12 protein-coding genes are annotated in these 15,154 nt (G+C 43.5%); 4 read left to right on the forward strand and 8 right to left on the reverse strand.

Annotated features, from left to right (window positions below):
- Positions 1-410: 410 nt before the first annotated feature.
- The 7 genes from ccoS to ettA form a co-directional block, all read right to left on the reverse strand.
- On the reverse strand, positions 411-566 hold the full coding sequence (ccoS, locus tag GKO22_RS13680) for a cbb3-type cytochrome oxidase assembly protein CcoS (RefSeq protein ID WP_166335976.1): 156 nt from the start codon (positions 564-566) through the stop codon (positions 411-413).
- Positions 567-578: 12 nt separating this feature from the next.
- Complete coding sequence (locus tag GKO22_RS13685; protein ID WP_166335978.1) at positions 579-2,966, reverse strand: heavy metal translocating P-type ATPase; 2,388 nt, start codon at positions 2,964-2,966, stop codon at positions 579-581.
- A 25-nt stretch (positions 2,967-2,991) separates the two neighbouring features.
- Positions 2,992-4,386, reverse strand: a complete 1,395-nt coding sequence (gene hemN, locus GKO22_RS13690; RefSeq protein ID WP_240920314.1) for an oxygen-independent coproporphyrinogen III oxidase — start codon at positions 4,384-4,386, stop codon at positions 2,992-2,994.
- Entirely contained in the window at positions 4,349-4,801 is a 453-nt protein-coding gene (locus tag GKO22_RS13695; protein WP_166335980.1) for a Rossmann-fold NAD(P)-binding domain-containing protein, read from the reverse strand. The genes hemN and GKO22_RS13695 overlap by 38 nt, the downstream gene beginning before the upstream one ends.
- Before the next feature lie 129 nt (positions 4,802-4,930).
- Positions 4,931-5,983, reverse strand: coding sequence for a response regulator (locus GKO22_RS13700; protein WP_166335982.1), 1,053 nt, complete (start codon positions 5,981-5,983; stop codon positions 4,931-4,933).
- A 1-nt stretch (position 5,984) separates the two neighbouring features.
- Positions 5,985-7,178, reverse strand: a complete 1,194-nt coding sequence (locus GKO22_RS13705) for a PAS domain-containing sensor histidine kinase (protein ID WP_166335984.1) — start codon at positions 7,176-7,178, stop codon at positions 5,985-5,987.
- Between the two features lie 8 nt (positions 7,179-7,186).
- Positions 7,187-8,869, reverse strand: coding sequence for an energy-dependent translational throttle protein EttA (ettA, locus tag GKO22_RS13710; RefSeq protein ID WP_166335986.1), 1,683 nt, complete (start codon positions 8,867-8,869; stop codon positions 7,187-7,189).
- A 175-nt stretch (positions 8,870-9,044) separates the two neighbouring features.
- On the opposite strand from ettA, the gene GKO22_RS13715 reads away from it, so the two are divergent.
- The 4 genes from GKO22_RS13715 (at position 9,045) to GKO22_RS13730 (ending at position 14,509) form a co-directional block, all read left to right on the forward strand.
- Positions 9,045-11,597, forward strand: a complete 2,553-nt coding sequence (locus GKO22_RS13715) for an ATP-dependent Clp protease ATP-binding subunit (protein ID WP_166335988.1) — start codon at positions 9,045-9,047, stop codon at positions 11,595-11,597.
- Between the two features lie 160 nt (positions 11,598-11,757).
- Positions 11,758-12,177: a hypothetical protein gene (locus GKO22_RS13720; protein ID WP_166335990.1), complete on the forward strand. Its 420-nt coding sequence runs from the start codon at positions 11,758-11,760 to the stop codon at positions 12,175-12,177.
- A 333-nt stretch (positions 12,178-12,510) separates the two neighbouring features.
- The gene (locus GKO22_RS13725; protein ID WP_166335992.1) at positions 12,511-13,776 is read left to right on the forward strand and encodes an aminotransferase class I/II-fold pyridoxal phosphate-dependent enzyme; all 1,266 of its coding nucleotides are present in this window, start codon (positions 12,511-12,513) and stop codon (positions 13,774-13,776) included.
- Positions 13,777-13,840: 64 nt separating this feature from the next.
- Complete coding sequence (locus GKO22_RS13730) at positions 13,841-14,509, forward strand: TetR/AcrR family transcriptional regulator (protein ID WP_166335994.1); 669 nt, start codon at positions 13,841-13,843, stop codon at positions 14,507-14,509.
- Between the two features lie 118 nt (positions 14,510-14,627).
- On the opposite strand, the gene GKO22_RS13735 is transcribed toward GKO22_RS13730, so the two are convergent.
- On the reverse strand, positions 14,628-15,149 hold the full coding sequence (locus tag GKO22_RS13735; RefSeq protein ID WP_166335996.1) for a glutathione peroxidase: 522 nt from the start codon (positions 15,147-15,149) through the stop codon (positions 14,628-14,630).
- Positions 15,150-15,154: the final 5 nt, after the last annotated feature.

The following is a 15,154-nucleotide window of genomic DNA, read 5'->3' on the forward strand; positions in this document are numbered from 1 at the left end:
TTCTAAAATTCAAAAGCTAAACTACTCACCACGCATCATGATCATTTCTTTAAAGAACTTTCTCGCCGCCGCATCGCGCTTTGGCCTTGTATATCTTATCCTTTCGGACTTGACTTTCTTTTTTTTGCTTCCCTTCCTCTGTGGTTGGGATTGCAAAGGTAGGAATCTTTTCTGATCTTCCAAATTTATTTTGAAAATAATTTTGGTGATCTCCGCTTCCCGAATCCGCTCGTTTTATCAGCTAACGCCTCCGTAAACTCGCTTTTTCTATCCTCTCAACATCCTTCCTCCCTTGCGGAGTGGTGCAAAGGTAGAATAAACTTTTACACTCCCAAAACCTTTTTTCCCTTTTTATGTTTTAGCAAAGCTAACTGCCTTAAAAAGAGAGAGATTTTTTTGAATAAAATCTGCTAATGATTCTCCCCCACCTCGTCATCGAAGAGTATACGATATGCTGGTGTATCGGTATCTTGATGCTGACCTGTTTTATTTGCCCAGAAAAAAGCGACTAAAAACAATATCGCTACCAAAGCACTACAACCAATTAATAAGAAAATAATACCCATAGCCTCTAAAAATTAAAGCAGTTTGCGTCGCTTTCCAAACCAACGCATGGACAAACTGGTAAAAGAAATAATCGTTGCTGTACTCAGCGGCATCAAAATCGCCGCGAACAAAGGTGACATCGCTCCTTGCACCGCCAGGCTTAAACCAACTACATTATATAAGATAGATATTCCAAAACTCAAACGGATCACCCATACCGCATCCTTGGCAAAGCGAAAGAAGTTGGGCAGGCGGTCAAAGTGCGCCCCATCGAGTATCGCGTCACAGCCCGGCGAAAAGTTGTTGATATCGTCACTGACGGCGATACCCATATCGGCCTTTCGCAAAGCGCCCGCATCGTTCAACCCATCGCCTATCATCGCCACCACACGATCATCTTGCTGCCAATCGGCAATTCTTCGCAGCTTGTCTGCCGGATGCTGATTGAATATTAAGCTAGCCCGATCTGGAAAAAGCACCCTCATTTCTGCACGATGTCGATCATTATCCCCTGAAATCAAATGCAGGCTATACTCCTTCGATAAATCATGCAAGACAGCACCAAGATTAGGTCGCCAAGATTGTTCGACCTGAAATACACCTTTCACCTCCCCGTTAATCTGTACATATACGACCGTGCCTTCGGCATTGACTTTCATCCCGACATGACGTGCGCTCCCCACTTTCAATAGCAACCCATCACAGGTTGCAGTGATTCCTTGGCCGGCCATCTCCTCAAAAGCACCTACGTCTTCATAACTTTTCCGACCTAGGTATTGCACGATCTGTCGACTAAGCGGATGCGAAGAATGCCGACATACAGAGGCAAGGGCTATGGATTCCTGATCATTTAGCTTCCCCTTCCAACGCATCTGAGAAGAAGAGGGTGACGAAATGGTCCCTGTTTTATCAAACACCAAACAATCAATGGCAGCCATTTGCTCTATCGCCCCTACATTCTTCACATAAAATCGATTTTTATCTAAGATGCTCAGTGCTGCCGACAAGGTAAATGGTGAGCTTAATGCTAAGGCACAAGGACAAGCGATGATCAGTACGGCAGTCAAGGCCGCCCATGCGTGGTGCATATTCCCGACGAACCACCAATAGCCCCAAGCCGACAAAGCAATAGACACCAAACCTATCGTAAAATATTTGCTAATAAAGCCCACGAAAGTTCGGTATTCTTTGGGTTTGGCTTCGTCCGGATCATTGTTCCACAATTTGGTCAAGTAGCTTTGAGACACAGGCTTCATCACTTCGAGTTCCATCGCCTCTCCCATTTGCCGGCCACCGGCATAAATCATTTCCCCTAGACCCTTGCGAACCACCTTGGATTCACCGGTAACAAAACTAAAGTCGACTGCCCCCTCTCCTTTCAACAGGATAGCATCGGCCGGAATAATTTCCTGATGTCTAATCCAGATTCGATCGCCCACCTGTAATTCCCCTAATGGTATCGACCGTTCGGCGCCGTTATTCAACACGGTGACCGCAACCGGAAAGTAAGACCGATAATCACGCTCGAAAGACAGGTGGTGATACGTATGCTGCTGCACCCAACGACCAATGAGAATAAAGAAGACTAAACTACACAACGTATCGGCAAAGCCGGGTCCCGTGTGCATAAGCACTTCAAATGCCGTGCGCAGAAAAAGTACTAGAATCCCTAATGCTAATGGCACCTCTAAATTCAAGCGACCGCGTCTCAGACTGTGCCAAGCAGAGCTGAAATAGCCGGATGCACTGTACAGAAATACGGGGAATGCTAGTAGTAAATTGAGATAACCAAAGTAATTGGAAAACTCCTTTTCAAAGGCAGACATGCCAAAATAATCTGGAAAGCTCAGCATCATCGAGTTGCCAAAGCAAAAGCCTGCTACCGCTATTTTTGCAATTAGCCCACGTTGATCCACCTTTTTATTTTGCTGCACCACATCTTGCAAGGTGATCTTTGGTTCATATCCTATTGAAATCAATAACATCACCAGTTCGCGCAAGCTAATGTTATGCTGGTCAAAAACGACGCTCACCTGCTTTTTCATGAAATCGACTTGTCCGCGCGATATTCCTTTATTGATGCGATAGAGATGTTCCAAAAGCCAGATACAAGAACTGCAGTGAATGGCCGGAATATAAAAGGTAATGATCGATCGTTCCTCATCCATATAATCCAACAGCTGCGCAATGATCTTGGGCTCGTCTAAGTAGCTTAGATCTACGTTATGATTATCACGCTGCGATTTGCCTGGATGCGTATTATACTTATAATAACTATCCATCCCATTGTTGTACATAATTTGATAGACGGTCTGACAACCCAAACAGCAGAATTGTCGCCCGTCGAGCAGGTATGGTGATGGACCTAGACTATCTCCACAATGATAGCATGCTTGATCAACGAGTAATTCGGAAGACATAGGGAATGTGTTTTAGGGTAATGATCTACACGGCCTGACTAAATCGAACCGGTAAAGTATCCGTTTCTTGGTGTAAATATTCATCAAATGCCGTACACACATTTCGTATGAGTGCTTTTCCCAATGGTGTAGCACGCACTACATTATCCTTTACACGTACTAATCCATCAGTTCGCAGGGATTGAAGACGTTTTATGATCTGCGCATTCTTGCTCCTATCTTTGGGATCTAACACCACTTTGTAGCGACACATCATCTCCAAAATATACCGCCGTGATTGCTCATCATCTTTCGATAATACATGCCCGCGCAAAACAGGCAATTCGTTTTGATCCAGTAGTCGATAATACTCCTCTACCGTTTTCACATTTTGTGCATAGGCCGACCATGCATCACTGATAGATGATACCCCCAAACCGATCAAGATCGGTGTATAGCTATCCGTATAACCCATAAAATTGCGATGCAACGCGCCATTCTCTGATGCCAATAACAAGCTGTCACCAGGCAAAGCAAAATGATCCATACCGACTTCTTTATAGCCTGCTTCGACGATCATGCCTTTCCCGAGTTTATATAAATCCATTTTTTCTTTGCCTACCGGCAAATCCTTCTCACTAAAATGCCGCTGACCGGGCTTGATCCAAGGCACATGTGCATAGCTATAAAAGGAGATGCGCTCTGGCTTCATCGATAGTGCAACCGTAATCGTATCAAATACCGAATGTAGCGTTTGCAAAGGCAAACCATAAATCAAGTCGAAATTGATGGATGTGTAGCCAATGGCGCGCGCTTGCTCCATCACTACTTTCACATCCTCGACGCTTTGCTTACGATTAATTACGCGCTGCACTTCGGGATCAAAATCCTGAATACCTAAACTAAGTCGTCTAAATCCAACATCATATAGCACCTGAAGGTGCTCTGCCGATGTATTGGCTGGATGTGCTTCGAAAGAGAAAGCAGGATTGGCATCGAGCGTATTGCCTTCTAAGACCGCAGCGATGAGTTGACGTAAATTTTCTGGAGCAAAAAATGTAGGCGTACCACCGCCCAAGTGAATTTCTTTGATACGTAACGGCTGATTACCTAAAATGGTACGATACATTTGCCATTCTTTTATGACGGCATTAATATAAGGCGCTTCCACCTGATGATTTTTGGTAATACGGGTATTGCAACCGCAATACGTGCATAAGCTTTCACAAAATGGCAGATGTATATAGACGCTAATGCCTTGCGCTGGATCTTGGCCAAAGTTTTTCTGCAATTGAGTGATCCAGCCCGCCGCACTAAAACTAGCCTCATTCCAGCAAGGCACCGTTGGATAAGAGGTATAACGCGGAGTCGCGACGTTATATTTATCGATGAGCTCATTTAGATTATCGGACATGTGGTTGTCCTCCTTCCCGTGCTGCATCAGTACCTTTTTTCGCGCAATCCATGCGGCATTGACAGGCTTTTCCGGCGCAGCCGCCCACCATCCAATTGGTTAGATTTTGCACGACTTGCGTAGCGATACCGTAAGGCGTCTGGTCGTCAAATGGTGTATTGGCTACATGCATTCGGAGTATGCCCGCAGCCGAAAGATCGATATGCGCGGTGGATGTGGTGCGCGTAATGACACTTCTCACACCAAGATGGTACAGATTCACCAACGCTTGCTGATCCAACACATCACGCTCCGATATGACGATCACCTCTTTGCCTTCCACAAAGTGCATAGTATCCATAGTCAATGGATTGGATATAAACGTAAAATCGTGAACTTTTGAATTGGCTTTGATAAGCAGTTCCTTTTCCTGCTCTAATATACTGTATGCTATAACTCTCATATCTTTCTTCGGTGTTTGCAGTTGATAAAAAACTACGAACAAAGATACCGGACACGAGTAGGCAGCCTCATGTATTGCATCAGCAAAAAATATGATCTTCGTCACCTATTGGCAACGGATTCGGAAAGTTTAGTGTTTGATACGATGAAGCTTTTCTACCGAGTTGACGACGATCGAATTGCCTTCTTTATGAATCAATTTCTCGTCTTTGAAATCGGCCAGCATGCGACTAATCGTCTCATTGGCTGTGCCGGCCAGTGCCGCAAGATCCTCACGAGAGATCCGGATGGTACATTGATCTTGTTGCGGAGCAGATTTTTCGGCCACCTCAATCAGCGCATTCGCGACGCGCTTACGCACCGTATCGTAAGCGAAGCCCAACATTTGCTTCTCCTTTGCTTGCACATTTCCAGAAAGCATTCGGATCACTTGCGCTGCCAATGCAGGTTTCCTATACATTAGCTCGAAGAAATCCTCTTTGGGTAGCAGCGCTACTTCGGCATCCTCAAGAGCAACAGCATTGTCACTATAACTCGTGTTGAGCAAAGGGGATTCGTAGCCAAAAAGTTGGTGTTCGGTAATAATCGCAGTCGACAATTCTCGGCCATCCACATAACTCAAAAAGGTGCGCACTTTACCTTTTATTACATAGTATATGAAGTAAGGTATATCACCCGCTTCGTACAACAGTTGTTTTTTCTTGACACGCTTAATGCGTGCTTCCCCGACCATCTGATCTAATAGAATTTCTTGCGCAATATCTTCCTTCGGCTCATTGGTTGCATGCGCAGAAAGTTGATTTCTCTTTTTCAGGCGCACTTCGATGGCATTAAGCAATTCGATATCGTCGAACGGTTTAGTCAAATAATCATCCGCCCCCATTTCCATCGCCTTGCGGATATCGGATCGCTCGGTCTTTGCCGTCAGGAAGATAAAAGGAATGTTTTTCGTGGTAGGATATTTCCCCAACATATAAAGCACACCATAGCCATCCAACTCAGGCATCATAATATCACAAAGAATAATATCAGGCACCTGCTCTAAGGCCAAATCCACTCCTTCGCGACCATGAGAAGCAGTAAACACTTGGTAATTGTCGGTGAGCTCCAAGATTTCTGCTGTACCTTCTCGGATTTCTAAATGATCTTCAATGATCAGTACCTTTTGCTTATGTGATGCCATGTTATGCTTTACTTGCAGAAAAAGTCATGCTAAAGGATGCGCCACGGTGCAACTCAGACCAGTAGCTCAGCTTACCCCCCATGAGTTCTACATAGCGCTTTACGATGTTCAGACCCAAGCCCGTACCGGGAATACTTCCCGTATTATGCGCTCGGAAAAAGGGTTCAAACAAACTCTGCTGCTCTTCCTGCGGAATTCCAATTCCATTATCTTTTACGGTGATGGCACAAGATTGTCCATTTATTTCGGTAGAAAACTCAATGTACGTATCTTCTCCAGAATACTTGATCGCATTGGATATCAGGTTAATAATACTACTTTTTATCAGATGTGGATCTAAGTCAAAGCTACCTTCAGAGCCCGTGTGTTGGTACACGATCAACTGATTTTTTTTGCAGATCAACTGCATCTCCTCAGTGATTTCCTCGGCCAACTGCACCAGATTGATCAATTGCTTCTCTACACGCACGACACCTGCTTCCAGCTTCTCTAAAGAGAGAAAGTCATTGAGGATGGTGTTCAGCAATTGAACCGAACCTTTGATCCGTGCCGTGTGCTTCGCTACCGCTTCGTGATCTGGCTTTTGCATGTATTTTTCGATCAGCGAAGCAGAAAGTTGCACCGAACTAAGCGGCGTCCGAAATTCATGCGATGCCATAGACACAAAACGAGATTTAAGCTGACTCAGTTCCTTCTCTTTCTCTAAAGAGATACTCACTTCTTGCTTTGCTTCTTCCAATTGCGAGACCAGATTGATCAAGTCTTTGGTACGGTCGCTTACTTTTTCTTCGAGTTCCACGGCATACTGCCGGAGTTTATCTTCGGCCGCCTTTTCCTTGGATAGATCGTGGATAAACCCGGTAAATATCTTTCGATTCTGATAAAACACCTCACTGACCGCTAAGCGAAAAGGAAACGTGGTACCATCTTTCTTGCGGCCGAGCACTTCGCGTCCTAAACCGATAATCTTGGCATGCCCCGTACGTTCATAGTTCTGTATGTATGAATCGTGGTTACCGCGATCAGGCTCTGGCATCAGCATACGGATGTTTTGTCCTACGACTTCTTCCGCACGATAACCAAACAAAGCCAATGCGGAAGGATTGATTGATTCTACCACGCCACGATTATCGATGGTTATAATACCATCGATAGCGTGGACGATAATGGCCTCTAATAGTTTTGCGTTATCCAAAGCAAAGATTACTTCACTAGTTTTTTGTATTTAATGCGTTGTGGCGCTATATCTCCTAGGCGTTTTTTGCGGTTTTCTTCGTACTCCGTGTAGTTACCTTCGAAGAAATACACTTGAGAATCGCCCTCGAACGCTAAAATATGCGTACAGATACGATCCAAAAACCAACGGTCGTGCGAGATGACGACCGCACAGCCGCCAAAGTTCTCTAAACCTTCCTCTAGCGCGCGTAGCGTATTCACATCAATATCGTTCGTCGGCTCATCCAGCAATAGTACATTAGATCCCTTTTTCAAGGTAATGGCTAAATGTACGCGGTTGCGCTCTCCACCAGATAACACGCCTACTTTTTTCTGCTGATCCGCGCCATTGAAATTAAATTTAGAAACGTAGGCGCGAGAATTGACCGATTTCGTACCGAGATTGATGTTTTCATTGCCATCGGTGATGTTTTCCCAAACAGATTTTTCGGCATCCAGATCGTGATGCATCTGATCTACATAACCCAGGGCAACCGTTTCACCGACTTTGAACGTACCCGTATCCGGTTGTTCCTGACCGGTAATTAATCGGAATAACGTGGTTTTACCAGCACCATTGGGGCCAATAATACCGACGATTCCTGCCGGAGGAAGTGAAAAACTAAGGTTTTCGAATAAAATACGATCTCCATACGATTTAGAAATCTGATCGGCTTCGATCACCACATTTCCCAAACGTGGTCCTGGCGGAATGAATAATTCCAATTTCGCTTCGCGATCCTGCGTTTCTTCCGAAGCCAGCTTTTCATAGTTATGCAGACGTGCTTTTGATTTAGCATGTCTCGCTTTAGGCGCCATACGTACCCATTCCAGCTCGCGCTCCAAGGTTTTCTGGCGTTTGGTTTCTTGCTTTTCTTCTTGTGCTAAGCGTTTGGCTTTCTGATCCAACCAAGACGAATAGTTGCCTTTCCACGGAATTCCTTCTCCACGATCTAACTCCAAAATCCAACCCGCTACATTATCTAAGAAATAGCGATCGTGCGTTACGGCGATCACTGTTCCTTGATATTGCTTTAAATGCTGTTCTAACCAGTCAATCGATTCGGCATCCAAGTGGTTGGTCGGCTCATCGAGTAACAAAACATCGGGTTCTTGCAGCAATAAACGACAAAGTGCCACGCGACGGCGCTCACCTCCTGACAAATTGGCAATTACCGCTTCTGGATCAGGACAGCGAAGTGCATCCATCGCACGTTCTAACTTGCTGTCTAATTCCCACGCGTTGCTCGCATCAATCTTATCCTGCAGCACCCCTTGGCGTTCTAGCAATTTATCCATCTCATCGGCATTCTCATATACTTCTGGAAGGCCAAATTTTTGGTTGATTTCTTCGTATTCTGCCAACACCGCTACGGTTTCCGCTACCCCCTCTTCTACTATCTGGCGAACCGTTTTTTCTAAATCCAACTGCGGTTCTTGTTCCAAATATCCGACCGAATATCCGGGTGAAAAGACCACTTCACCCTGTATGGATTTGTCCAATCCGGCGATGATTTTTAATAGCGAAGATTTACCCGAACCATTCAATCCGATTACTCCGATTTTGGCACCATAAAAGAAGGATAAATAGATATTTTTGAGTACTTTCTTAGATGGTGGGAAGACCTTAGAGACCCCTGCCATCGAGAAGATTATTTTTTCGTCTGACATAGCAAAATTGTAACTTATTTCAGACAAATATAGCGATTTGAAGTCAATTACTGCCATTTTGATCGTCCTTGGTCGGTGGCGCGATTGTTGATAAATTTATTGAAACATTAACGTAAAGGTTATTTGTAATTTTACTTACATTTACGATAGCACAAATAATTAGAAAGGTTTATAGATGGAAGCTAAATTTTCACCACGAGTAAAGGATGTGATCTCGTATAGTCGGGAGGAAGCCTTGCGTCTTCGTCATGATTATATCGGCACGGAGCATCTTTTATTGGGATTGATACGTGAGGGGGATGGTGTAGCAATTCATGTTTTGAAAAACATTGGATTGGACATGGCCGCCGTGCGTGAGTCCATAGAAGATGCCGTGAAAGGTTCTTCGATGTCCCGCACACCTATTAGCAGTGTACCGCTAACTAAGCAAGCAGAAAAAGTTCTTAAAGTCACGTATTTAGAAGCTAAAATCTTCAAAAGCGATATTATTGGAACAGAACACTTATTGCTAGCGATATTGCGCGACGAAGATAATATCGCCTCACAAATATTGAATAAACATCAGGTTACGTACGAGCAGTTCAAAAATGAATTGGCTCAAAACAAACCTGACATTACCAGCGAAGCAGCGGGCACGCCTCCGGGCGACGATGATTTTGCGGAGGATGATGCACAATTTGCACAACCAAAAAAGGTTTCGGACATTAAGTCCAAAACTCCGGTGTTGGACAATTTCGGGCGCGACCTCACCAAAGCTGCAGAAGAAGGAAGATTGGATCCGATTGTCGGACGCGAGAAAGAGATCGAACGCGTATCTCAAATATTATCCCGCCGCAAAAAGAACAATCCTATTCTGATCGGTGAGCCAGGTGTTGGTAAGTCGGCTATCGCCGAAGGATTGGCACTACGCATCGTACAACGCAAGGTATCTCGCGTTTTGTTTAACAAACGCGTCGTCACGCTGGATTTGGCATCTTTGGTAGCGGGCACAAAATACCGTGGCCAATTCGAAGAGCGCATGAAAGCGGTGATGAATGAGTTGGAAAAATCACCGGACGTGATCTTGTTTATCGATGAGATTCACACGATTGTAGGTGCAGGCGGTGCCTCGGGTTCTTTGGACGCATCCAATATGTTCAAGCCAGCATTGGCGCGTGGAGAGATCCAATGTATTGGTGCCACCACGCTTGATGAGTACCGTCAGTACATTGAGAAAGATGGTGCATTAGACCGTCGTTTCCAAAAGGTAACAGTAGAACCTGCTAGTCACGACGAAACGATTGAGATCTTAAATCGTATTAAAGATAAATACGAGGAGCATCACAATGTCGTGTATACGGAAGAAGCGATTAATGCCTGTGTCACTTTGACCACGCGTTATATTACAGATCGCTTTCTACCAGATAAAGCTATTGATGCATTGGACGAAGCCGGATCACGCGTGCACTTGACCAATATTCACGTACCACAAACGATTATTGACATCGAAGAGAAGATCGAAGAGGTAAAAGTCGAGAAAAACAAAGTGGTGCGTAGTCAGAAATACGAAGAAGCAGCAAAACTGCGGGATACCGAGAAAAAACTGATCGAAGAGCTAGAACGCGAAAAAGCCGCTTGGGAAGAAGAAACCAAAACAACGCGCCATACCGTTACGGAAGATAATGTAGCTGAGGTGGTCGCGATGATGACGGGTATCCCGGTGCAACGTGTGAGCCAAACCGACAGTCAGAAATTGCTCAACATGGGCGAATCGATGAAAGGTCGAATCATTGGCCAAGATGAAGCGGTGCAGAAATTGGTGAAAGCGATTCAACGTACTCGTGCCGGATTGAAAGATCCTAAGAAACCAATTGGTTCATTCGTATTCTTAGGCCCTACCGGTGTTGGTAAAACAGAATTGGCTAAAGAGCTAGCTCGTTTTATGTTTGACACGGAAGATGCGCTGATCCAAGTAGACATGAGTGAGTACATGGAGAAATTCGCCGTATCCAGATTAGTGGGTGCGCCTCCGGGATATGTGGGCTACGAAGAAGGTGGTCAATTGACCGAGAAAGTGCGTCGCAAACCGTACGCCGTGGTACTCTTGGATGAGATTGAGAAAGCACACCCCGATGTCTTCAATTTACTCTTGCAAGTATTAGACGAAGGTCAATTGACGGATAGCTTAGGTCGGAAGGTTGATTTCCGCAATACGATTATCATCATGACTTCTAATATTGGTGCACGCCAACTGAAAGAATTTGGTCAAGGAGTCGGTTTTACTACCTCGGCAAAAGAAAATCAGGCTGACTCACACTCTCGCGGTGTGATCGAAACGGCGCTCAAGAGAGCCTTTGCACCAGAGTTCTTGAATCGTATTGATGATGTAATCGTGTTTAATTCATTGGTCAAAGAGCATATCTTCAAAATTATTGATATCGAACTAAGAGCCTTATTTGGAAGAATTTCTGATCTAGGTCATACGATTGAACTTTCTGATGATGCAAAGAATTACATTGCAGAGAAAGGTTATGACACGAACTTTGGTGCACGACCGTTAAAACGTGCTATCCAGAAACACTTAGAAGATCCTATCGCAGAAGAGATTCTAAAAGACAATCTGAAAAGTGGCGACACTATTTTGGTGGAGTTCGACAAGGAGAAATCGGAAATCATTGTATCGGCAAAAGCTAATGCCACACCGGAAGGTGACGATGTCAAATCAGACAAGCCGGATAAGAAAAAATAGAACTTTAAATAGATTTAAGGAGCGCTATTGGTAGCGCTCCTTTTTTATGGCAATATTTTTGTTATAAGTGCTTAAACCCTCAAGGCACTTTGACAGTCGAAAACACATACACCTATATAGAGATAAACATTAGCAATACATTTAAAACAAATAACTCATTATGAAAAGAATTCTATTAGCCTTAGTGATAGCATCTGCTACTATGCTATCCTTCAACTCCTGTACAAAAGAGTATATTACCAATGAGAGCTTCCTACCTGGCATAGGTTTTTACGAAGATTTGGCTGGCGGAAGCGCTTGGGTAGCTATCAGTGGTCGTCCAAATGAATATGAACAAAGTATACCTATTCCTGAATTGGATCAGGCAGCATTTGAAGACGGGCATGTTAGTGTATCAATAGGCACAAGAACTGGATCTGGAATACAAGAGTTTCATAATATACCGGGAACTGTAGACGGTCGTACATATGATGTGCGTTATGCTAGAGAACGCGTTACAATTACAGTATTTACAACAGGAACTCTACCAGGTCCTTTAGTGGCTAAGGTCATTTTGACCGACGCTGGTATAGGGAACTAAGTTTCTTCCCAAATCCAAAAATTAAGAACCATTACGGTCTTATAAGCCTTACCCATATATCCATGGAGTAAGGCTTTATACCTTAGAGTCCAAAGTTCATTATTTATTAATTTTGATAGCCTTCAGATGATCCAACGGTATTCTGAAGGCTTTTTTTGTACAAAATAATGCAATTTACCCTATAACATTAATTTATTAATAAATAATTAATTTTCCCACTTAAGCACAAATATATATAGCAAAAAAATGCTAAAAAATTCACACTAAACACATTAAAGCGAAATAAATTTTGACTACTTTGCGGTAAATACGATCATTCCAAGACCAATTTTTATGAGCATTATTAACTTTGAAACTGCCACATTCAAGGAATTCGAAAACATTCCTGACCACGATCTGGCCGCTACCACAAAAGTTTTTAAAGAGTTTACAGATTACATGGAAAGCAATGAGCAAATGAACTTTCGCTTCATTACACGTGGATCTGGTCCGGAAGTGATTGTAAGTTCACCATTCCTAAAAGAACCCACCTCCTGCGTAAGCCTAGTATCAAATGACTATCTAAACTTCACCCAGCACCCTAAAGTCAAGCAAGCCGCTATCGACGGGATCACGAAGTACGGAACTGGCGCAGGCGCATCACCGCTGATTGGCGGACATCATGAGTACCATGTCATGCTGGAAAACAAATTATCTGCTTTTTTTAACAAACCAAAAGGCAGTAGTATAGTCTTTACAACAGGATACACCGCCAACAGTGCTACTTTATTAGCGCTATTAAAACTGGAGGATTGTGCCATTGTGGATATGGAGGTTCATGCCAGTGTATACGAAGGATTATTAAACACCAATACCAAACGCTTCCCGCATAACAGTATGGTGCATTTAGAACGCGCATTAGCAGACACGAAAAATACCCATCGTACGCGCTTGGTCATCATTGACGGCGTTTATTCACAAAATGGAGACTTAGCAAAATTAGATGAGATCAAAGAACTGGTTAAATCTTATGGCGCGTATTTAATGATGGATGATGCTCATGGTATCGGCGTACTTGGTGAAACCGGACGTGGTGCGATCGAGGTATATGATGCTTTGGAAGATGTTGATATTATTGCCGGCACCCTGAGCAAAGCATTCGGACATATCGGTGGATTTATCATCGCTTCACCTGATATTATTAATTATTTGCGTTATCAATCAAGGCAACAAGTTTTTTCCTCTACATCGACTCCCGCTACTTATGGCCTGCTAAAAGCCATAGATCTGATAGATGAAGAACCGCATTGGCGTAAACAGCTCGCTGAAAATGTTACCTATTTCCGAAATGGGTTATTAAGCCTTGGACTTGACATAGGTACGAGTGCATCCCCAATCATCCCGATCAAGATCGGAGATCCACATCGCACAGCTACGGTTGCCCGTATGATGTTACAAGCAGGAATTTATGCCAACTGCATAGTTTATCCCGGAGTAGCGAAAAAAGATGCGAGAATACGCACCAGCTTGATGGCAACGCATACTAAAGCGCATTTAGATCAGACATTAAATGTGCTAGAAGACATCGGAAAGAAAATTAGCTTGCAAAAATTACGCTAAATGAGTTTATTTCTTTTCGAATATGGATATAAATGACTAGTTTTGAATAGGTAGACAAGTAATAATGGCTAAACAACAAAGAAAAACTTACCGCGGCGTTAAAAACGACAAAGAGCGGACAATGGGCAAACTCGTCCAAGCTGTAGGAATAGTTCTCGAAGAAAAGGGCTACACAGGACTTACTATTGCAAATATTTCTAGAAAAGCAGGTGTAGATCGCAAATTGGTAACCTTGTACTTTGGTTCTGTAGAGAACCTGGTGGAGACCTATATCAAAGATAAGGATTACTGGGTGGCTGCGACCGTGGGCGCTATGGAATACTTTGGTCAGTCCCCTAAAGAGGGTTCTAAAGGCTTTTTGGAGTCTCTATTGACAAACCAAATGAAAGAGTTTGCCAAAAATCAGGAGATGCAAAAAGTAGTATTATGGCAGATAAGCGAAAATAGCGAGATCATGTCTAAAGTTACGCAAGAGCGCGAAAAAATGAGCGCCTTGTTTTTTGCATTTGCGGATAGAGAGATTGGACCAGATAAATTAGACTTGCGTGCTGTTACAAGCATATTAGTCGCAGGTATCTACTATTTGGTATTACATTCTAAAAATACCGATAGCTTATTCTGCGAAATTGACCTTACGACAGAGGAAGGCATGAAACGAATTGAAGATGCTGTTAAATTAATCCTTAAGTGGACGTATGACAGCGTGGAAATTCCACCAGTATCTGCCAACTAGGTAGAGCTTTGATTTTATAAATCAACCTCACAAACTAATTAGCAGCGATCCCATTAAAAAGGCTCAATATCCACTTGGATATTGAGCCTTTTTAATACAGCTAAACGGACCTGCGTATTTATTTACTAGCGAGTACCGCTTTCGTAAATTCCGAGTCCGACGGAGTTATGGCAGATCTAAAGCGATGTACCAATTTTCCGTCTGCATTAATAACAAACTTCTCAAAATTCCATTTAATATCTCCCGTAAAATCTGGATTAGGAGCGGAGGTCAAATACTTGAATAGTGGTGTGGCCTTATCCCCTTTTACATCTACCTTCTCAGATAGGATAAATGTAACTCCGTAGTTCTCTTCGCAGAAAGCTTGGATAGCATCATTTTCATCCAGCTCCTGACCGCCAAAGTTATCCGATGGAAAGCCAATGATCACCAATTGGTCACCATGCTGCTCATGCAATGCCTGCAAATCCTTGTACTGCTTCGTAAATCCACACTTGGAAGCCGTATTCACCAACACCAATGTTTTACCTTTGAAAGAGGAAAGCTGGATTTCCTTTCCGTCAATTGTCTTGATGCTATAATCATACACACCATTATTCAATGGCATAAGCATCGTAAAAACCAATAACATCTGTAACATATCTT

The sequence above is a fragment of the Sphingobacterium chungjuense genome, from assembly GCF_011316935.1.
Classification (GTDB): Bacteria; Bacteroidota; Bacteroidia; order Sphingobacteriales; family Sphingobacteriaceae; genus Sphingobacterium; species Sphingobacterium chungjuense.